The 20,570-nt window shown below is 63.6% G+C and carries 15 protein-coding genes and 1 pseudogene; 12 read left to right on the top strand and 4 right to left on the bottom strand.

Annotated elements, in window-relative coordinates:
* Positions 1-135 precede the first annotated feature (135 nt).
* The 8 genes from DNK34_RS01070 (at position 136) to DNK34_RS01035 (ending at position 10,865) form a co-directional block, all read left to right on the top strand.
* Positions 136-2,967 carry a 2-oxoglutarate dehydrogenase E1 component gene (locus DNK34_RS01070; RefSeq protein WP_131174185.1) on the top strand — a complete coding sequence of 944 codons (2,832 nt, stop codon included), beginning with the start codon at positions 136-138 and terminating at the stop codon, positions 2,965-2,967.
* A gap of 68 nt (positions 2,968-3,035) precedes the next feature.
* Positions 3,036-4,265 carry a 2-oxoglutarate dehydrogenase complex dihydrolipoyllysine-residue succinyltransferase gene (gene odhB, locus DNK34_RS01065; protein ID WP_131174186.1) on the top strand — a complete coding sequence of 410 codons (1,230 nt, stop codon included), beginning with the start codon at positions 3,036-3,038 and terminating at the stop codon, positions 4,263-4,265.
* A 97-nt stretch (positions 4,266-4,362) separates the two neighbouring features.
* On the top strand, positions 4,363-5,799 hold the full coding sequence (gene lpdA / locus DNK34_RS01060; protein WP_131174187.1) for a dihydrolipoyl dehydrogenase: 1,437 nt from the start codon (positions 4,363-4,365) through the stop codon (positions 5,797-5,799).
* A gap of 205 nt (positions 5,800-6,004) precedes the next feature.
* Positions 6,005-7,171, top strand: a complete 1,167-nt coding sequence (gene sucC, locus DNK34_RS01055) for an ADP-forming succinate--CoA ligase subunit beta (RefSeq protein WP_131174188.1) — start codon at positions 6,005-6,007, stop codon at positions 7,169-7,171.
* The gene (gene sucD, locus DNK34_RS01050; protein ID WP_131174189.1) at positions 7,171-8,058 is read left to right on the top strand and encodes a succinate--CoA ligase subunit alpha; all 888 of its coding nucleotides are present in this window, start codon (positions 7,171-7,173) and stop codon (positions 8,056-8,058) included. Before sucC ends, sucD begins: the two co-directional genes overlap by 1 nt.
* A gap of 263 nt (positions 8,059-8,321) precedes the next feature.
* The gene (gene brnQ / locus DNK34_RS01045) at positions 8,322-9,635 is read left to right on the top strand and encodes a branched-chain amino acid transport system II carrier protein (RefSeq protein WP_131174190.1); all 1,314 of its coding nucleotides are present in this window, start codon (positions 8,322-8,324) and stop codon (positions 9,633-9,635) included.
* A 109-nt stretch (positions 9,636-9,744) separates the two neighbouring features.
* A complete protein-coding gene (locus DNK34_RS01040; RefSeq protein WP_131174191.1) occupies positions 9,745-10,479 on the top strand; it encodes a DUF599 domain-containing protein in 735 nt (244 codons plus the stop codon).
* Positions 10,476-10,865 carry an MAPEG family protein gene (locus DNK34_RS01035; protein ID WP_131174192.1) on the top strand — a complete coding sequence of 130 codons (390 nt, stop codon included), beginning with the start codon at positions 10,476-10,478 and terminating at the stop codon, positions 10,863-10,865. The genes DNK34_RS01040 and DNK34_RS01035 overlap by 4 nt, the downstream gene beginning before the upstream one ends.
* A gap of 51 nt (positions 10,866-10,916) precedes the next feature.
* Here DNK34_RS01035 and DNK34_RS01030 read toward each other — a convergent pair whose 3' ends face one another.
* Positions 10,917-11,228 carry a hypothetical protein gene (locus tag DNK34_RS01030; RefSeq protein WP_131174193.1) on the bottom strand — a complete coding sequence of 104 codons (312 nt, stop codon included), beginning with the start codon at positions 11,226-11,228 and terminating at the stop codon, positions 10,917-10,919.
* A gap of 125 nt (positions 11,229-11,353) precedes the next feature.
* On the opposite strand from DNK34_RS01030, the gene DNK34_RS01025 reads away from it, so the two are divergent.
* From DNK34_RS01025 to htpG, 4 genes are all read left to right on the top strand, one after another.
* Complete coding sequence (locus tag DNK34_RS01025; RefSeq protein ID WP_131174194.1) at positions 11,354-11,803, top strand: PaaI family thioesterase; 450 nt, start codon at positions 11,354-11,356, stop codon at positions 11,801-11,803.
* Entirely contained in the window at positions 11,800-12,252 is a 453-nt protein-coding gene (locus DNK34_RS01020; RefSeq protein ID WP_131174195.1) for a PaaI family thioesterase, read from the top strand. Before DNK34_RS01025 ends, DNK34_RS01020 begins: the two co-directional genes overlap by 4 nt.
* Positions 12,253-12,288: 36 nt before the next feature.
* The gene (locus tag DNK34_RS01015) at positions 12,289-13,539 is read left to right on the top strand and encodes an MFS transporter (protein WP_131174196.1); all 1,251 of its coding nucleotides are present in this window, start codon (positions 12,289-12,291) and stop codon (positions 13,537-13,539) included.
* An 89-nt stretch (positions 13,540-13,628) separates the two neighbouring features.
* The gene (htpG, locus tag DNK34_RS01010) at positions 13,629-15,533 is read left to right on the top strand and encodes a molecular chaperone HtpG (RefSeq protein WP_131174197.1); all 1,905 of its coding nucleotides are present in this window, start codon (positions 13,629-13,631) and stop codon (positions 15,531-15,533) included.
* 540 nt (positions 15,534-16,073) lie between these two features.
* Here htpG and DNK34_RS01005 read toward each other — a convergent pair.
* The 3 genes and pseudogenes from DNK34_RS01005 to DNK34_RS00995 all read right to left on the bottom strand — a co-directional run bounded on the left by DNK34_RS01005 (position 16,074) and on the right by DNK34_RS00995 (position 20,416).
* Positions 16,074-17,663 carry an ABC-F family ATPase gene (locus DNK34_RS01005; protein ID WP_131174198.1) on the bottom strand — a complete coding sequence of 530 codons (1,590 nt, stop codon included), beginning with the start codon at positions 17,661-17,663 and terminating at the stop codon, positions 16,074-16,076.
* A 21-nt stretch (positions 17,664-17,684) separates the two neighbouring features.
* A pseudogene (locus tag DNK34_RS25945) lies at positions 17,685-17,899 on the bottom strand (hypothetical protein); the annotation flags it as partial.
* Between the two features lie 138 nt (positions 17,900-18,037).
* On the bottom strand, positions 18,038-20,416 hold the full coding sequence (locus tag DNK34_RS00995; RefSeq protein ID WP_131174199.1) for a catalase: 2,379 nt from the start codon (positions 20,414-20,416) through the stop codon (positions 18,038-18,040).
* Between the last annotated feature and the right edge of the window lie 154 nt (positions 20,417-20,570).

Genomic DNA, 20,570 nt, shown 5'->3' with positions numbered 1-20,570 from the left:
CAGCAGGGGCATCCGGGCTGGTGCCCGGACTATCTGCGGGATCCGTGGTGGCTTTATCGAAGTCGCTGCTTCAGGACTTCGAAAGCCCGAGCGGTTTCCACGCCGGTGGTGTCCCCTTACCGAGGGTGACCAAGCATGCAAGAAAGCGTGATGCAGCGCATGTGGGACAGTGCCCACCTATCCGGTGGTAACGCTGCCTACGTGGAAGAGCTCTATGAGCTCTACCTGCACGATCCCAACGCCGTGCCGGAAGAGTGGCGTACTTATTTCGATAAGTTGCCGTCCGAAGGCAGTACTGCCACTGACGTATCGCATTCGACGATCCGTGATCATTTCGTGTTGCTGGCAAAAAACCAGCGTCGCGCTCAGCCTGCGTCCGCCGGTAGCGTGAGCAGTGAGCACGAAAAGAAACAGGTCGAAGTGCTGCGGTTGATTCAGGCATTCCGCATGCGTGGCCATCAGGCTGCACAACTCGATCCGCTGGGGTTGTGGCAGCGTCCGGTGCCGGCTGATCTGTCGATCAACCACTACAGCCTCACCGATGCCGATCTCGACACCACCTTCCGTACCGGTGGTCTGGCCATCGGCAAGGAAGAGGCCACTCTGCGCGAAATTCGCGATGCTTTGCATCAGACATATTGTCGCACCATCGGCGCCGAGTTCACCCACATCACCGATTCCGAGCAGCGCAGCTGGTTCCAGCAGCGCCTGGAAGGCGTGCGCGGGCGTCCGCAGATCTCGGCCGAGGTGCAGGGGCACCTGCTCGAGCGCCTGACCGCCGCCGAGGGTCTGGAAAAGTACCTGGGCACCAAGTACCCGGGCACCAAGCGCTTCGGCCTGGAAGGCGGCGAGAGCCTGATCCCGCTGCTGGACGAGATCATTCAGCGCTCCGGCTCCTACGGCACCAAGGAAATCGTCATCGGCATGGCCCACCGTGGCCGCCTCAACGTGCTGGTCAATACCTTCGGCAAGAACCCGCGCGACCTGTTCGACGAGTTCGAGGGCAAGAAGGTCGAAGGCCTGAGCTCCGGTGACGTGAAGTACCACCAGGGTTTCTCCTCGAACGTGATGACCACCGGTGGCGAAGTGCACCTGGCCCTGGCGTTCAACCCGTCGCACCTGGAAATCGTCTCCCCGGTGGTCGAGGGTTCCGTGCGTGCCCGTCAGGATCGTCGCAGCGACGCGGCCGGCGACAAGGTTCTGCCGATTTCCATCCACGGTGACGCGGCTTTCGCCGGTCAGGGCGTGGTCATGGAAACCTTCCAGATGTCGCAGACCCGTGCCTACAAGACCGGCGGCACCATTCACATCGTGATCAACAACCAGGTCGGTTTCACCACCAACCGGGCCGACGACGCGCGTTCCACCGAGTACGCCACCGACGTCGCCAAGATGATCCAGGCGCCGATCTTCCATGTGAACGGCGACGATCCGGAAGCCGTGCTGTTCGTCACCCAGCTGGCCGTCGACTACCGCATGCAGTACAAGCGCGACGTGGTCATCGACCTGGTCTGCTACCGTCGCCGCGGCCACAACGAGGCCGACGAGCCGAGCGGCACCCAACCGCTGATGTACCAGCAGATCGCCAAGCAGCGCACCACCCGTGAGCTGTATGCAGAGGCGCTGACCAATGCCGGACGCCTGTCGGCCGAAGCCGTTCAGGCGCCTGTCGACGAGTACCGCACCGCGCTGGACAACGGTCAGCACGTGGTCAAGAGCCTGGTCAAGGAGCCGAACAAGGAGCTGTTCGTCGATTGGCGTCCCTACCTGGGTCACACCTGGACCGCGCGCCACGATACCCGTTTCGACCTGAAGACCTTGCAGGAACTGTCCAGCAAGCTGCTGGAAACGCCGGAAGGCTTCGTCGTCCAGCGCCAGGTGGCGAAGATCTACGAAGATCGCCAGAAGATGGGCGCGGGCGGCCTGCCGCTGAACTGGGGCTACGCCGAAACCATGGCCTACGCGACCCTGCTGGTCGAGGGGCACCCGATCCGTATCACCGGTCAGGACGTGGGCCGTGGCACCTTCTCGCACCGCCATGCGGCGCTGCACAACCAGAAGGACGGCAGCACCTACCTGCCGCTGCAGAACCTGTACGAAGGCCAGCCACGTTTCGACCTGTACGACTCCCTCCTCTCGGAAGAGGCGGTACTGGCGTTCGAATACGGCTACGCCACCACCACGCCGAATGCGCTGGTGATCTGGGAAGCCCAGTTCGGCGACTTCGCCAACGGCGCGCAGGTGGTATTCGACCAGTTCATTTCCAGCGGCGAGCACAAGTGGGGCCGTCTGTGCGGCCTGACCATGTTGCTGCCGCACGGTTATGAAGGGCAGGGCCCGGAGCACTCCTCGGCGCGCCTGGAGCGTTACCTGCAGCTGTGTGCCGAGCACAACATCCAGGTCGCCGTGCCGACCACGCCGGCGCAGATCTACCACCTGCTGCGTCGTCAGGTCATCCGCCCGCTGCGCAAGCCGCTGGTGGTGCTGACGCCGAAGTCGCTGCTGCGCCACAAGCTGGCGGTATCGACCCTGGAAGATCTGGCCGGCGGTTCGTTCCAGACCGTCATCGGGGAAATCGACTCGATCGAGCCGAAGAAGGTCGAACGCCTGATCCTGTGCAGCGGCAAGGTCTATTACGACCTGCTGGAGAAGCGCCGCGCCGAAGGCCGCGAAGACGTCGCCATCGTGCGTATCGAACAGCTCTATCCGTTCCCGGAAGACGATCTGACCGAGGTTCTCTCCGCTTACAAGAACCTCAAGCACATCGTCTGGTGCCAGGAAGAACCGATGAACCAGGGTGCCTGGTACTGCAGTCAGCATCACATGCGTCGCGTCGCCAGCGCCCACAAGAAGGCACTGGTGCTCGAGTACGCGGGACGTGATGCCTCGGCCGCCCCTGCCTGCGGTTATGCCTCGCTGCATGCCGAGCAACAGGAAAAGCTGCTCCAGGACGCCTTTACCGTTTAACGCTTTCGCGCAGGAGGCGGCCTTGAGGCCGCCTCGTAGAAGAAACCGAATTTAAGGAAACGAACGCAATGGCTATCGAGATCAAAGCCCCTACCTTCCCGGAATCGGTCGCCGATGGCACCGTGGCCACCTGGCACAAGAAGCCGGGCGAGGCGGTCAAGCGCGATGAGCTGATCGTCGACATCGAGACCGACAAGGTCGTGATCGAAGTGCTGGCCGAAGCCGATGGCGTGGTCGCCGAAATCGTCAAGAACGAAGGCGACACCGTGCTCAGCAACGAAGTGCTGGGCACGCTGACCGAAGGCGGTGCCGCTGCAACTGCACCGGCCGCCGCTCCAGCCCAGGCTGCCGCACCGGCGCAGACCGCTGCCGCAGCGCCCGCGGCTGCTGGTGACGAGCAGATCCTGTCGCCTGCCGCACGCAAGCTGGCCGAAGAAAACGGCATCGACCCGAACAGCATCAGCGGCTCGGGCAAGGGCGGTCGCGTGACCAAGGAAGACGTGGTCGCCGCTGTCGACGCGAAGAAGAATGCCCCGGCTGCCGCTCCCGCGGCCAAGCCGAGCGCTGCGGCGGCTCCGGTCGTGGCCGCTGGCGATCGCACCGAGAAGCGCGTGCCGATGACCCGTGTCCGTGCCACCGTCGCTCGTCGCCTGGTCGAGGCACAGTCGAACATGGCCATGCTGACCACCTTCAACGAAGTCGACATGACCGAAGTCATGGCCCTGCGTTCGAAGTACAAGGATCTGTTCGAGAAGTCCCACAACGGCGTACGCCTGGGCTTCATGTCGTTCTTCGTCAAGGCCGCCACCGAGGCGCTGAAGCGTTTCCCGGCGGTCAACGCCTCGATCGACGGCTCCGACATCGTTTACCATGGTTACGCGGACATCGGCGTTGCCGTATCCAGCGACCGTGGTCTGGTGGTACCGGTACTGCGCAACGCCGAGTCGATGAGCCTGGCCGAAATCGAGAGCGGCATCGCCACCTTCGGCAAGAAAGCCCGTGATGGCAAACTGTCCATCGACGAGATGACTGGCGGTACGTTCACCATCACCAACGGTGGTACCTTCGGTTCGATGATGTCGACCCCGATCGTCAACCCGCCGCAAGCGGCCATCCTGGGCATGCACAACATCCTGCAGCGTCCGATGGCGATCAATGGTCAGGTGGTGATCCGGCCGATGATGTATCTGGCCCTGTCCTACGACCATCGCCTGATCGATGGCAAAGAAGCCGTGACGTTCCTGGTGACCATCAAGAACCTGCTGGAAGACCCAGCTCGCCTGCTGCTGGACATCTAATACGCCAGCTACAAGCTGCAAGCGACGCGCTTCAAGCAGAAGCGCTTCGCCTTGCCGCTCGTGGCTTGATGCTTGAAGCTGAAAAGGAATCTTTTTTATGAGCCAGAAATTCGACGTGGTAGTCATCGGTGCCGGCCCTGGCGGCTACGTGGCCGCTATCAAGGCTGCCCAGCTCGGCCTGAAGACCGCGTGCATCGAGCAGTATCAGGACAAGGAGGGCAAGATCGCCCTCGGTGGTACCTGCCTCAACGTCGGTTGCATCCCCTCCAAGGCGCTGCTGGACAGCTCCTGGAAATACCACGAAGCCCATGAAGGCTTCGCCGTTCACGGTATCGCCGCCAAGGGCGTCACCATCGACGTGCCGGCCATGGTGGGTCGCAAGAACACCATCGTCAAGAACCTGACCGGCGGCGTTTCCACCCTGTTCAAGGCCAACGGCGTGACCCTGCTCGAAGGCCACGGCAAATTGCTGGCCGGCAAGAAGGTCGAAGTCACCGACAAGGATGGCAAGGTCCAGGTCGTCGAGGCCGAGAACGTGATCCTCGCTTCCGGTTCGCGTCCGATCGACATCCCGCCGGCTCCGGTCGACCAGGACGTCATCGTCGACTCCACCGGCGCCCTGGACTTCCAGGCTGTGCCGAAGAAGCTGGGCGTCATCGGCGCTGGCGTGATCGGCCTGGAGCTGGGTTCGGTGTGGGCGCGCCTGGGTGCCGAAGTGACCGTACTGGAAGCCCTGGACAAGTTCCTGCCGGCGGCTGACGAAGCGATTGCCAAGGAAGCCCTGAAGACCCTCACCAAGCAGGGCCTGAAGATCAAGCTGGGCGCCCGCGTGACCGGTTCCGAAGTGAAGAAGAAGCAGGTCACCGTCAACTATACCGATGGCGAAGGCGAGCAGAAGATCGTCTTCGACAAGCTGATCGTTGCAGTCGGCCGTCGCCCGGTCACCACCGACCTGCTGGCCTCCGACAGCGGTGTGGACCTCGACGAGCGCGGCTACATCTTCGTCGACGATCATTGCGCCACCAGCGTGCCGGGCGTCTACGCCATCGGTGACGTGGTGCGCGGCATGATGCTGGCGCACAAGGCCTCGGAAGAGGGCGTGATGGTGGCCGAGCGCATCGCCGGGCACAAGGCGCAGATGAACTACGACCTGATTCCTTCGGTCATCTACACCCATCCGGAAATCGCCTGGGTCGGCAAGACCGAGCAGCAACTGAAGGGTGAGGGCGTTGCAGTCAACGTCGGCACCTTCCCGTTCGCCGCCAGTGGCCGTGCCATGGCCGCCAACGATACCGGCGGTTTCGTCAAGGTCATCGCCGATGCCACTACCGACCGCGTCCTGGGCGTCCACGTGATCGGCCCGAGCGCAGCGGAACTGGTGCAGCAAGGTGCCATCGGCATGGAGTTCGGCACCAGCGCCGAAGACCTGGGCATGATGGTCTTCTCGCACCCGACCCTGTCCGAAGCCCTGCACGAGGCAGCGCTGGCGGTGAATGGCGGCGCCATCCACGTCGCCAATCGCAAGAAACGCTGAGAAGTCGTTCGCCCGATGCCGGCCTGTCGAGGGCCGGTGTCGTTCAGACGCTTTTTCGCGAAGCAGAACCACGGGGCATTGCCCGCGTCGAGCCAGAGGCTTCTGCGCGGAATGTGCGCCGGACTGCCGACAAGGCGGTCACAGGTGGTGCGGCACGCAGGTGCAGCACCGATGCGCAATACCTAAACGAAGACGGTAGACAAGCATGAATCTTCACGAGTATCAGGGTAAGCAGCTGTTCGCTGAATACGGCCTGCCCGTATCCAAGGGCTTCGCCGTAGACACCCCGGAAGAGGCCGCAGAGGCCTGCGACAAGATCGGTGGTACCGAGTGGGTCGTCAAGGCCCAGGTACACGCCGGTGGCCGCGGTAAAGCGGGTGGTGTGAAACTGGTCAAGAACAAGGAAGACGCCAAGGCTTTCGCCGCCAACTGGCTGGGCAAGCGTCTGGTGACCTACCAGACCGACGCCAATGGTCAGCCGGTCACCAAGATCCTGGTCGAGTCCTGCACCGATATCGCCAAGGAACTGTACCTCGGTGCCGTGGTGGACCGTTCCAGCCGCCGCATCGTGTTCATGGCCTCCACCGAAGGTGGCGTGGACATCGAGAAAGTCGCCCACGACACTCCTGAGAAAATCCTCAAGGCCACCGTCGATCCACTGGTTGGCGCACAGCCTTACCAGGGCCGCGAACTGGCCTTCCAGCTGGGTCTGGAAGGCAAGCAGGTCGCTCAGTTCGCCAAGATCTTCGTGGGTCTGGCCAAGCTGTTCAAGGACCACGACCTGGCCCTGCTGGAAGTCAACCCGCTGGTCATCAAGGCCGACGGCGACCTGCACTGCCTGGACGCGAAGATCAACATCGACGCCAACGCCATGTACCGTCAGCCCAAGCTGAAGACCTTCCACGACCCGTCCCAGGACGATGCCCGTGAAGCCCACGCCGCCCAGTTCGAACTGAACTATGTCGCGCTGGAAGGCAACATCGGCTGCATGGTCAACGGTGCCGGTCTGGCCATGGGCACCATGGACATCGTCAACCTGCACGGCGGCAAGCCGGCCAACTTCCTCGACGTGGGTGGTGGCGCAACCAAGGAACGTGTGACCGAAGCCTTCAAGATCATCCTGTCCGACAGCAATGTCGCGGCCGTTCTGGTCAACATCTTCGGCGGTATCGTTCGTTGCGACATGATCGCCGAAGGCATCATCGGCGCGGTGAAGGAAGTCGGCGTCAAGGTTCCGGTGGTCGTCCGCCTGGAAGGTAACAACGCCGAGCTGGGTGCCAAGGTACTGGCCGACAGCGGTCTGAACATCATCGCGGCAACCAGCCTGACCGACGCTGCCCAGCAGGTCGTCAAAGCCGCGGAGGGCAAGTAATGAGCGTCCTGATCAACAAAGACACCAAAGTCATCTGCCAAGGCTTCACCGGTAGCCAGGGCACTTTCCACTCCGAACAGGCCATCGCCTACGGCACCAAGATGGTCGGCGGCGTGACCCCGGGCAAGGGCGGCACCACTCACCTGGGCCTGCCGGTGTTCAACACCGTCAAGGAGGCCGTCGAGGCCACCGGCGCCGACGCGTCGGTGATCTACGTCCCGGCACCGTTCTGCAAGGACTCGATCCTGGAAGCGGCCAACGGCGGCATCAAGCTGATCGTGTGCATCACCGAAGGCATCCCGACCCTCGACATGCTCGACGCCAAGGTCAAGTGCGACGAGCTGGGCGTGCGCCTGATCGGCCCGAACTGCCCGGGCGTGATCACGCCGGGCGAGTGCAAGATCGGCATCATGCCGGGTCACATCCACCTGCCGGGCAAGGTCGGCATCGTGTCGCGTTCCGGCACCCTGACCTATGAAGCCGTCAAGCAGACCACCGACGCCGGTTTCGGCCAGTCCACCTGCGTGGGCATCGGTGGCGACCCGATCCCGGGCTCCAACTTCATCGATATCCTCAAGCTGTTCCAGGAAGACCCGAAGACCGAGGCGATCGTCATGATCGGCGAGATCGGCGGTTCTGCCGAGGAAGAAGCGGCGGCCTACATCAAGGCCAATGTGACCAAGCCCGTGGTTTCCTACATCGCCGGTGTGACCGCTCCGCCCGGCAAGCGCATGGGCCATGCCGGCGCCATCATCTCCGGCGGCAAGGGCACTGCGGACGAGAAATTCGCCGCCCTGCAGGACGCCGGGGTGAAAACCGTGCGTTCCCTGGCCGACATCGGCAAGGCCCTGGCCGAGCTGACCGGTTGGGAAGTCAAGAACGCCTAAGGTGTTGCGACTGTGAAAAAAGGCCACCCTCGGGTGGCCTTTTTCGTTGGCGCGACGCGAAATTACAGAGGTTCGACAGCCTGTCCGTCAATTTCGAGTTATTGGCCGTTTTTCGTTAACATGTCGCCCCTCGTCATTGCCGGCCGCCAAAAGCGGCCGACGGTGCCGGCAGCGGCCTGGCCCACGAGCCCGGGCAACGTTTCCCCGACCCTGATGGAAACCCTCCGGAACACTTTGATTTTCTGCCTGTGGTATTCCCCCCTATGACGCGTTTGAAAGGCCTGGATCTCCTGGCTCTCGGTTTCATGACGTTTGCGCTTTTCCTCGGCGCCGGCAACATCATCTTCCCGCCAAGTGCCGGCATGTCGGCGGGCGAAAACATCGCCGCGGCGGCCCTCGGCTTTCTGCTCACCGGCGTTGGCCTGCCATTGCTCACGGTCGTGGCCCTGGCCCGGGTCGGCGGCGGCCTGCCAACGCTGACCAGCCCTCTGGGGCGCTGGGCCGGCATCGTGCTGGCGGTTGCCGTATACCTGACCATCGGCCCGCTGTTCGCCACCCCTCGTACGGCCGTCGCGTCGTTCGAGATCGGCATGCAGCCTTTCGTCGGCAGCAGCGCCATGGCGTTGTTCGCATACACCACGGCCTACTTCGCGGCGGTGCTGTTCCTTTCCCTGAATCCGGGCCGTCTGGTCGACCGGATCGGCAAGTTCATCACGCCGGTGCTGATCGTGGCCCTGATCGTGCTTGGCGGAGCGGCGGTGCTCGCACCCGCCGCCGAGGTGGGCGAGGCGACTGGTGCCTACCGCGATCAGCCGCTGGTACAGGGATTCCTGCAAGGCTACCTGACCATGGATGCCCTGGGGGCTCTGGTGTTCGGCATCGTGATCGCCAACGCCATACGCGCGCGCGGCATCAGCGATGATGGCCTGATCACCCGCTATTGCGTGGTCGCCGGGATCATCGCCGCGGTGGCGCTTTCGCTGGTCTACCTGGCGCTGTTCTACCTCGGCGCCACCAGCCACGAACTGGCTGCGGGGGCTGAGAATGGCGGGCAGATCCTCACGGCATACGTCAACCAGACCTTCGGGCCCGCGGGCTCCCTGCTGCTGGCGGTGGTGATCATTCTGGCCTGTCTGACCACCGGCGTGGGGTTGCTGACAGCCTGCGGCGAGTTCTTCAGCGATCTGTTCAACATCTCTTACCGTGGTGTGGTCATCGTTCTGGCCCTGTTCAGCCTGGCGGTTTCCAATCAGGGCCTGAGCCAGTTGATCAGCGTTTCCGTGCCGGTGCTGGTCGGGCTCTACCCGTTGGCCATCGTGTTGGTGGCGCTGAGCCTGGCCAATCGTCTGTGGCTGTCACAGAGCCGTGTGTTCGTGCCGGTCATGGCGGTCACCCTGGTGTGCGGTATCGTCGACGGCATGAACGCCGCGGGCTGGAGTGAACAGGTCCCCGCATTCTTCGGCAACTTGCCCCTGGCCGCGCAGAGTCTGGGCTGGCTGGTGCCGGCACTGGTAACCCTGGTGCTGGCATGCCTGGCCGACAGGGTGCTGGGGACGAGGCGCCCGGCGTTGGCCTGACCGTCGATTCACATCGTTTGATCGAAGGAGCCGCTCCCCCGAGCGGCTTTTTCTCATCTGCTTCTCATCTGCGCTGGCTATAATCGCTCCAGTCATTCAAGGAGCTTTCATGCCCATCAGCGAAGATTATCTGCCACACCTGCTGGCTGTTCTCTGGTTCGTCATCTGCTGGGGAGGCTATACCCGCTACGCCCACTCCAAGGGCCGCACCACCCCCTGTCTGGCCAGCGTCCTGCATCTGTATCGCGAGGACTGGATGCGCCGCATGCTGCTGCGCGACAACCGCATCGCCGACGCCAACGTCATTGGCAACCTGGAGCGCAATGCCTCGTTCTTCGCCTCCAGCACCCTGATCATCCTGGCCGGCATCCTCACCGTGCTGGGCGCTTCGGATCGCGCGGTGTCGCTACTCGCCGATCTGCCGTTCGTGCAGGCAGCCAGCCGCGGCATGTCCGAGCTCAAGTTGCTGTGCCTGGGGGTGGTCTTCGTCTATGCCTTCTTCACCTTCAGCTGGTGCATGCGCCAGTACAACTTCGCCGCCGTGCTGGTGGGGTCGGCGCCGATGATCGGTGAACGGCATGTCACCGAGCAGGAGCGCAAGGCCTTCGCCGAGCGCACCGCGCGGGTCATCTCGATGGCGGCCAACCAGTTCAACTACGGCCTGCGGGCCTACTACTTCGGCATGGCGACCCTGGCCTGGTTCATCAACCCCTGGTTCTTCATGCTGGTGACGGCCGGCGTGGTGGTCGTGTTGTACCGTCGCGAATTCCATTCCGATGTGCTGGAAGTGATGGTCTATACACAAACGCCCGCCTTCGAGCCGGCCAGGGAGAAGAGCGAATGAGTCTGCCGTTCTGGTGCATCTTCATCAGCGTCTTGCTGATCTTCGTGGCGAAGATTCCCGTGGCCTGGGCCATGAAGGAGGAAGGTGGCGCATACGACAATCACCATCCGCGTGCACAGCAGGCGCGCCTGAGCGGCTTCGGTGCCAGGGCACTGGCGGCCCACATGAACAGCTTCGAGGCTTTCCCGCTGTTCGCCGTGGGGGTGCTGATGGCCCATGTGAGTCAGAGCAACGGCTGGCTGGTCGATCTGCTGGCAGTGACCTTCGTCGTTTCGCGGGTGTTGTATCTGCTGCTGTACTGGGCCGATCTGCACTGGCAGCGCAGCCTCATGTGGATGCTCGGTCTGCTCTGCAGCTTGCTGTTGATGCTGACGCCAGCGCTGTGACAGCGGGCGGGGGAGGAGGGCAACCCGCGGCGCGCCGCGGGTCGCTGAAACTTACTGCTGGGTGGGTTCGCCTGCCGGGGCTGCCGGATCGGCCGGTACCGCTGGATCCGGTGTGGCGGCATCAGGCGCTACCGGTGCGCCGGTCGGTGCCTGTTCTTCCTGTTGCTCCTCGGCGCGCTCCTGAGCGGCTTCGGCTTCCTTCTGTGCCGCTTCGTTGCTTTGTTCGGCGGCTTCGTTCATCGATTCTTGAGCGTCGTTCCGGGCTTCCTGGGCTTCCTGGGCCTTGTTCTCGGAGGGTTTGTCGCAGGCCGCGAGGCCCAGCGTGGCAGCTAGCATAAAGGCGTAAGCAATTGATTTCTGCATGGTGGATCTTCTCCTTGTGTAAATACCATTACGGCCTTTCGAGACACGGCGGCGCCATTAGTTCAGTACGTTTGCCGGTATGGGCCAGATGAGCCGCCGCCTGGCGAGAAAACGGGAGCCGCTGCATGAGTGCTGACGAGGTTTGCCTACGGGCGCAACGCTTTCTTTCGGCACTGCCGCACTGTGCGCTGCTGGGCGTCACCCTGCAGGGGGTCGCCGAGAGCGGGCTGACGCTGCGCCTGCCCTACAGCGAGCGGATCGTCGGCAACCCGCAGAGCGGGGTGATCCACGGCGGCGCCATCACCACGCTGATGGACACGGTCTGCGGGGTTTCCACGATTTGCGTGCTGCCCGGCTTCGAGGTCTGTCCGACGCTGGATCTGCGCGTCGACTACATACGCGCGGCGCAGCCGGGGAAGGATGTCTTCGGCTTTGCCGAGAGCTACCGGGTGACGACCACCATCATCTTCACCCGTGGCTATGCCTATCAGGACGATCCGGCCGAGCCCATTGCCCATGTGCTCGCCACCTTCATGCGCCTGGGCGCCACGCCTGGCCGGACGGCACGCTCATGAGCGATCTGCAGGCGCTGTTGCGCCAGGCGCGGGACACTCGGGACTATGGCGCCTTGCTCGAACTGATTCCCTATGCGCGTCTGCTCGCCATCGAGTGCCGGCCACAGGACGGTGAACCCTTGTTCCGCCTGCCAGCGAACAAGGAACTGATCGGCAATCCAGTGCTCCCGGCCATCCATGGCGGTGTGATAGCCGGATTCATGGAACATGCCGCCCTGGTGCATCTGCTGTTGTGCATGGGCACGTCACATTTTCCGAAAATCATCGACTTCTCGATAGATTACCTGCGCGCGGGTCTTTATCGTGACACCTACGCACGCTGCCAGGTCTGGCGCCAGGGGCGGCGGGTCGCCAATGTGGCGGTCACCGCCTGGCAAGCCGATCGCAACGAACCCATCGCGACCGCTCGCGCCCACTTCAAGATCGATGAGCCGCGAATGCCGGGTTGATGTGCGGGTAAAACTCTCTGTATCTAAGGAACCCGAATGGATGCGTTGCTGATCCTTGGTGGCTTGCTGCTGATTCTCGCCGGACTGGTATGGCTGGTGATGCGAGCCTTTGGCACCAGTCTGCTGTGGGGCTGGGCCTGCCTGCTGCCGCCGCTGACCCTGCTCTTCGTGGCGCGTCACTGGCGCCGCGCGCGCCAGGCGCTGGCGCTGTCCGCGCTCGGCTTCATTCCGCTTATCGTCGGCCTGACGGTGATGGCCAGCCAGGATGCGCAACGCCTGGAGGCCATACTCGGCCTGCAATGGCTGCAGCCCGAACAGCAGGCGCCGGCCGAGTTGCTCATCCAGTTGCACGGACAGCTCAATGGCGAGCCCTTCGCGCCGCAGCAGGGCGAACTGATCGATGGCGTGCTGAGCCTGCGCGAGGGGCAGGATTTCTTCGCCAGCCGCGAGCTGGTCATCCGCGGCCTGCCGATGGCGGGCGAGTCGATGCGCCTGGACGTGTTGCCCAATGATGAGGGCGCGCTGCCCGAGGTCGAAGTGAGCTGGCTGCTGCCGGAACAGGATCTGCCGGAGGCCCGCATGCTGACACGTGGTTATACCCTGCACCTGGATCTGCAGCCGTTGCCGCCGAACAAGCTGGCGGGGGATTTCCATCTGGTGCTGCCGCCGCAGTTCGACACCACCCTGAGCGGCACGGTCGAGCTGTTTCGCAATGGCTTGCGTTACCGCGACGGCGTGGTCGACACCCACGTCGATTCGCGCGACACCCTGGGCCATGTGCTCGACGATTACCTGCAGCGCCGCTTCGCCACGCGCGATGTGCAGCTGGAGCCCCTGCCGCCGCTGACCTTGCCGGCGACGCACCTGACCTTCGAGGTGCAGGCCCGGGTCGATGGACAGGTGCAGCGCCTGCCGCTGGCCATGAGCAAGCATGCCAACCTTGGCTGGCGGGTGGACGATGACCATTTCGCCGCGCTGCCCGCCGCCGTGGCAGCGGCGCCAGCGCCTGTGCGCCCGCCGCGAGAGCCGGCCCGCGTAGCGAGCAAGCCGGCAAGCGAGGATCTGCGCCGCGACTTTTCCCTGGTGCGGCTGCTCAGCGACCCCGCCCGCTATGTCAACCGGCCGATGCGCGTGACCAGCGAGCAGGGTACGTCGGCCCAGGGGCATTTCGTCGAGCTCGACGGCGAAGGGCGAATCATCCTGCGCCAACGCCTCAATGGCGCCGGTGAGGCGCGTTTTTCCCTGCAGCCGGCCGACGTCAGGCATATCGAGTTGCTCGAACCCTGAACGGGCAGCCTTGAAATTCCAACTCATGCCCCCACCTGATGGACATCCGCCGTACCGCGGCTTAGCCATCAATCTGGAGTTAGATGACCATGAGTGTGGAAACTCAAAAAGAAACCCTGGGCTTCCAGACAGAGGTGAAGCAACTGCTGCACCTCATGATCCACTCGCTGTATTCCAACAAGGAAATCTTCCTGCGCGAGTTGATCTCCAACGCCTCCGACGCCGTCGACAAGCTGCGCTTCGAGGCGCTGGCCAAGCCCGAACTGCTCGAGGGCGGCGCCGAGCTGAAGATCCGCGTCAGCTTCGACAAGGAAGCCAGGACCGTCACCCTGGACGACAATGGCATCGGCATGAGCCGGGAAGAGACCATCGCGCACCTGGGCACCATCGCCAAGTCCGGCACCGCCGACTTCCTGCAGAACCTCTCCGGCGACCAGAAGAAGGACTCGAACCTGATCGGCCAGTTCGGCGTGGGCTTCTACTCCGCGTTCATCGTCGCCGACAAGGTCGAGGTGTTCACCCGTCGTGCCGGTCTGCCGGCCAGCGAGGGCGTGCACTGGGCCTCCAAGGGCGAGGGCGAGTTCGAGATCGCCAACGTCGAGAAAGCCGAGCGCGGTACCCGTATCGTGCTGCACCTCAAGAGCGGTGAGGAAGAATTCGCCGACGGCTGGCGCCTGCGCAACGTCATCAAGAAATACTCCGACCATATCGGCCTGCCCATCGAACTGCCCAAGGAGTTCCATGGCGAGGAGAAGGACAAGCCGGCCGAGCCCGAGTGGGAAGTGGTCAACCGCGCCAGCGCGCTGTGGACGCGGCCGCGCAGCGAGGTCAGCGACGAGCAGTACCAGGAGTTCTACAAGCACGTCTCCCACGACTTCGACAATCCGCTGAGCTGGAGCCACAACAAGGTCGAAGGCAAGCTGGAATACACTTCGCTGCTGTACGTACCCGGCCGCGCGCCGTTCGATCTGTACCAGCGCGAGGCGCCGCGTGGCCTGAAGCTCTATGTGCAGCGCGTGTTCATCATGGACCAGGCGGACGAGTTCCTGCCCCTGTACCTGCGCTTCATCAAGGGTGTGGTCGACTCCAACGATCTGTCGCTGAACGTTTCCCGCGAAATCCTGCAGAAGGATCCGGTGATCGACTCCATGAAGTCGGCACTGACCAAGCGTGTGCTGGACATGCTGGAGAAACTGGCGAAGAACGAGCCGGAGCAGTACAAGACCTTCTGGAAGCACTTCGGCCAGGTGCTCAAGGAAGGCCCGGCGGAAGATTTCGCCAACAAGGAGAAGATCGCCGGCCTGCTGCGCTTCGCTTCCACTCAGGACGGCGAGGGCGAGCAGAGCGTTTCCCTGGGCGACTACATCGGCCGCCTCAAGGAAGGCCAGGACAAGATCTACTACCTCACCGGCGAGTCCTACGCGCAGGTCAAGAACAGCCCGCACCTGGAGGTCTTCCGCAAGAAGGGCATCGAAGTGCTGCTGCTCACCGACCGCATCGACGAGTGGCTGATGAGCTACCTGACCGAGTTCGACGGCAAGTCCTTCGTCGACGTCGCTCGTGGCGACCTGGATCTGGGCGCGCTGGACTCCGAAGAGGACAAGAAGGCCCAGGAAGAAGTGGCCAAGAGCAAGGAAAGCCTGGTCGAGCGCCTCAAGGGGGCGCTGGGCGAGCAGGTGGCCGAGGTGCGCGTCTCCCACCGCCTGACCGATTCGCCGGCCATCCTGGCCATTGGCGAGCAGGATCTGGGTCTGCAGATGCGCCAGATCCTCGAAGCCAGCGGGCAGAAGGTGCCGGAATCCAAGCCGATCTTCGAGTTCAACCCGAGCCACCCGCTGATCGAGAAACTGGATGCCGAGCCGGACGAAGATCGTTTCGCCGACCTGTCGCACATCCTCTTCGACCAGGCCGCGCTGGCCGCGGGCGACAGCCTGAAGGACCCGGCCGCCTACGTGCAGCGTCTGAACAAGCTGTTGGTCGAGCTCTCAGCGTGATGCCACCGCTGTAATGAAAACGCCGCTCGACCCGAGCGGCGTTTCTGTATCTGCTTGGCCTCGTAGCCCGGGTCGAGCGTAGCGACACCCGGGAGCATGCCCTGGGTATCGCGCTGCTCAACCCAGTCTACGTCGCTGCGTGATGCAACGGCTGTAATGAAAACGCCGCTCGACCCGAGCGGCGTTTCTGTATCTGCTTGGCCTCGTAGCCCGGGTCGAGCGCAGCGACACCCGGGAAAATGCCCTGGGTATCGCGATGCTCAACCCAGGCTACGTCGCTGCGTGATGCAACGGCTGTAATGAAAACGCCGCTCGATTCGAGCGGCGTTTCTGTATCTGCTTGGCCTCGTAGCCCGGGTCGAGCGTAGCGACACCCGGGAGAACGCCCTGGGTATCGCGCTGCTCAACCCAGGCTACGCCGCTGACGAGCAGCTGCGCGTCGGCCCCGGCTCGCAAGGTCATGAGCAGGTTTCAACCGCATAACTCAAAAAGCCCCGTCATCCTTGGGACGACGGGGCTTTTTCTGTTGCGCTCAGGCGCTCAGACGATCACGCCCTGGCTGCGCAGGTAGTCGTCGTAGCTGCCGCTGAAGTCGGTCACACCGTTTTCCGACAGCTCGATGATGCGCGTGGCCAGGGAACCGACGAACTCGCGGTCGTGGCTGACGAAGATCAGCGTGCCCGGGTAGTTCTCCAGCGCCAGGTTGAGCGCCTCGATGGATTCCATGTCCAGGTGGTTGGTCGGTTCGTCCATCACCAGCACGTTGGGCTTCTGCAGGATCAGCTTGCCGAACAGCATGCGACCCTGTTCGCCGCCGGAGATGACCTTGACCGACTTGAGGATCTCGTCGTTGGAGAACAGCATGCGGCCCAGGGTGCCACGCACCAGTTGCTCGCCACCCTGCGTCCACTGGCCCATCCAGTCGAACAGGTTGCAGTCGTCCTCGAAATCATGGGCGTGATCCTGGGCGTAATAGCCCAGCTCGGCGCTTTCCGTCCACTTCACGCTGCCGGCGTCCGGGCTCAGCTCGCCGACCAGGGTGCGCAGCAAGGTGGTCTTGCCGATACCGTTGGGGCCGATGATGGCGACGCGTTCGCCCGCTTCGACGGTGAAACTGAAGTTCTTGAACAGCGTCTTGCCGTCGAAGCCCTTGGACAGCTGTTCGACGGTGACCGCCTGGCGGTGCAGTTTCTTGCTCTGCTCGAAGCGGATGAACGGGCTGACCCGGCTCGACGGCTTGACCTCGGCCAACTGGATCTTGTCGATCTGCTTGGCGCGGCTGGTGGCCTGCTTGGCTTTCGAGGCGTTGGCCGAGAAGCGGCTGACGAAGGTCTGCAGTTCGGCGATCTGCGCTTTCTTCTTGGCGTTGTCCGACAGCAGTTGCTCGCGCGACTGGGTCGCGGCGGTCATGTACTCGTCGTAGTTGCCCGGGAACAGGCGCAGCTCGCCGTAGTCCAGGTCGGCCATGTGGGTGCAGACCGCGTTGAGGAAGTGGCGGTCGTGGGAAATGATGATCATGGTGCTGTTACGCGCCGTGAGGATGTTTTCCAGCCAGCGGATGGTGTTGATGTCTAGGTGGTTGGTCGGCTCGTCGAGCAGCAGCACGTCGGGATCGGAGAACAGCGCCTGGGCCAGCAGCACGCGCAGCTTCCAGCCGGGGGCGACTTCGCTCATCGGGCCGAAATGCTGCTCCAGCGGGATGCCCAGGCCGAGCAGCAGCTCGCCGGCGCGGGATTCGGCGGTGTAGCCGTCCATCTCGGCGAACTCGCCTTCGAGCTCGCCGACCTTCATGCCATCCTCTTCGCTCATCTCCGGCAGCGCGTAGATGCGGTCGCGCTCGGCCTTGACCTTCCACAACTCCTCATGGCCCATGATCACGGTGTCGATCACGTTGAATTCTTCGTAGGCGAACTGATCCTGGCGCAGCTTGCCCAGGCGCACGTTCGGCTCGAGCATGACCTGGCCAGCGGAGGGCTCGAGATCGCCACCGAGGATCTTCATGAAGGTCGACTTGCCGCAGCCGTTGGCGCCGATCAGGCCGTAGCGGTTGCCGTTGTTGAACTTGACCGACACGTTCTCGAACAGGGGTTTGGCACCAAACTGCATGGTGATGTTAGCGGTGGAAATCAAAGGTACTTACCGATCAGTAGGTTAGAAGTGGTCTGGGGCAGCGGGGCCATGACGGGCCAAGGTGGAGTCTGCCACCGTGTTCCAGTCGAAGCGCGGTTCGACCCGGCGGGCATAGGGTGCCAGCGACATTATGTTTATACGCTGTGCCGTGCAGGCTCAGCGATGAAGGCAGGGTTCATTCCCGACATGAGGCATATTGTGGCATAGCTGTGCCTGCAGTTATACGGTGGCCGGTGTGGCAGGCACTGGGCACTACCAGACAGCCAGGGGCACGCTGCTGTTGGCGCGACGAGAGCGAGAGCCGTATGGCCCGTGACAGGGGCGCGGCCCGCAGAAAAAAGCCCGGCAGGTGCCGGGCTCGAGTATCGCCGGGGTCAGACCTGGGGTGGGTTGGTCTCCCGCTCGGGATGGCGGTGCTGGGCGATGCCGGCGATCAGTTGCTTGATGAGCGCCTTGTCGGCTTTGCCGCCGCTGAAGACGCCGGGCGGGTTGTCCTGCAGGGGCACGTCCGCCTTTTCCAGTAGCTGGGTGCCGGCGCCTACCGCGAGGATGGTCTTGCCGTGGCGGAAGCTGTCACGCACGAACTCCAGGGCGCGACCGTCGGCCTGCAGCGCCGCGCTGGCGTCCTTGCCGTCGGGTACCACCAGCGCGTCGAAGAGGGGCGCGGGCTGGTTTTCCAGCGAGGCGTCGGCTTCGATGGGGCTGCCGTCGCGACTGGCGAATGGCCCGACCCGCGGGCCGACCAGACGCACCACGGCGCCTTCGGCCTGCAGGGCCTCGGAGACCGACTCGAGGGAGGCCCGATCCACACCCGCAGCGAGCAGGATGGCGACCTGGCGCGTGCGGATGCCGCCATCGCCGGGTCTTGCCAGCAGTGACAGGGCGGGCGATGTCTCCACTTCGGGCTTGCTCTCGCTGGCCGTGGCCTTCGGCAACGGCGCGGGCAGTTCCGCGCCCAAGCCCTCGGCGACGCCTTGGGCCAGTACCTCGGAAATGTTGCGCAGCATCGCCAGGGTACGGTTGCGGATCCCGGGTACCGTCACCTTGCTCAACTCGAAACGCAGGGCATCGATGATGTGCTGCTGCTCGTGGGGCGCCTGGCTGTTGAAGAACAGGCTGGCCTGGTTGTAGTGCTCGGCGAATTTCTCCGGTTTGCCGCGCACTTCGTCACCCTGGACTGGCTCGGGGAAGGGCACGAAGCCCGTCTCACCGCTCTGGAAGGGGCAACCGCCGGCCAGGGAGTTGGGCTCGTAGGCCACGCGTCCACGGTGGATGGTCTGCCGGTGAATGCCGTCGCGCTGGTTGTTGTGCACCGGCACCACCGGCGCGTTGATCGGCAGTTCCTGGAAGTTGGCGCCGCCCAGGCGGGTGATCTGGGTGTCCACATAGGAGTGGATGCGCCCGGCCAGCAGCGGGTCGTTGCTGAAGTCGATACCGGGCACCACATGGGCGGCGCAGAAGGCGACCTGTTCGGTTTCGGCGAAGAAATTGTCCGGGTTGCGATCCAGCACCATGCGCCCGATCGGCCGCACCGGCACCAGTTCCTCGGGAATCAGCTTGGTCGGGTCGAGGATGTCGAAGCTGAACGACTCGGCATCCTCTTCCGAAACGACCTGCACGCCCAGTTCCCATTCCGGGTATTCGCCAGCCTCGATGGCTTCCCACAGGTCGCGGCGGTGATAGTCCGGGTCGGCGCCGGAGATCTTCACCGCTTCGTCCCAGACATGGGAATGGGTACCGAGCTTGGGATTCCAGTGCAGCTTGACGAAGTGCGCTTTGCCCTCGGCATTGACGAAGCGGAAGCTGTGCACGCCGAAGCCCTGCATCATCCGGTAGCTACGCGGTATGCCGCGATCCGACATGACCCACATGATCATGTGCGCCGACTCGGGCATCAGCGAGATGAAGTCCCAGAAGGTGTCATGGGCCGAGGCCGCTTGCGGCATGCCGTGATGGGGTTCGGGTTTGACCGCATGGATCAGGTCGGGAAACTTCATCGCATCCTGGATGAAGAACACCGGGATGTTGTTGCCCACCAGATCCCAGTTGCCCTGATCGGTGTAGAACTTCACGGCGAAGCCGCGGGCGTCGCGCGCGGTATCCTTGGAGCCGCGCTCACCGGCCACGGTGGAAAAACGCACGAACACCGGCGTGCGTTTGCCCGCTTCGGCGAACAGCGAGGCGCAGGTCAGATCCTGTAGCGACTCGTAGCTCTCGAAGTAGCCGTGGGCGGCCGAGCCGCGGGCATGCACGATGCGCTCGGGAATGCGCTCGTGGTCGAAGTGGGTGATCTTCTCACGGAGGATGAAGTCCTTGAGCAGCGCCGGGCCACGCAGGCCGACCTTGAGCGAGCTCTGGTTGTCGGCGATCGGCACGCCGAGGTTGGTGGTCAGCCCCTGGCCGGTGCTGTCGGCGCGTACCCTGGGCAGTTCGCCGCTGGCGGCGTTGACGCCGGGTTCCGGCGCTTGCCCGGTCTTGTCATTGCTGTTGGCTTCGCTGACGCTGCTGGCGCCGACGCTGAACGGGCAGCCGACCGTGGCCCCGCGTTGCGGTTTGCCGGAGGCCGCGCCGTATTCGCCGGCCTTGTTGGGGTTGTGCGGCATGGCATCGACGGTTTCGCCGACGGCACGCTTCTGCTCGATGACGGCCTTGCCGGTACCGGCAGGCGGTGCCGCGTTGGCAGCACTGTCGCTTTTCAGATAGGCACTGTCGGCGGCCGGGGATTTCGGGGATGACGGTTTACGCGAAGCCATTTGCTTTATCCTCATCGGTGCTGCTGCGCATCGGTTGGGCGCAGTTTCGTCTGCAGTCGAAGGCATCGAGCGCTTTTGTAGTACTTGCTCTGGCTCGGTACCCATGGCCTTGGTAGGCCTATGGGTATCGAACTGTCTGGCGCGATATAGGTTC

Origin of the sequence: Phytopseudomonas dryadis (assembly GCF_004327355.1) — a bacterium.
Taxonomy (GTDB): Bacteria; Pseudomonadota; Gammaproteobacteria; order Pseudomonadales; family Pseudomonadaceae; genus Aquipseudomonas; species Aquipseudomonas dryadis.
Note: the sequence above shows the minus strand (reverse complement) of the source record. Positions and strands in the feature narration are given on the sequence as shown.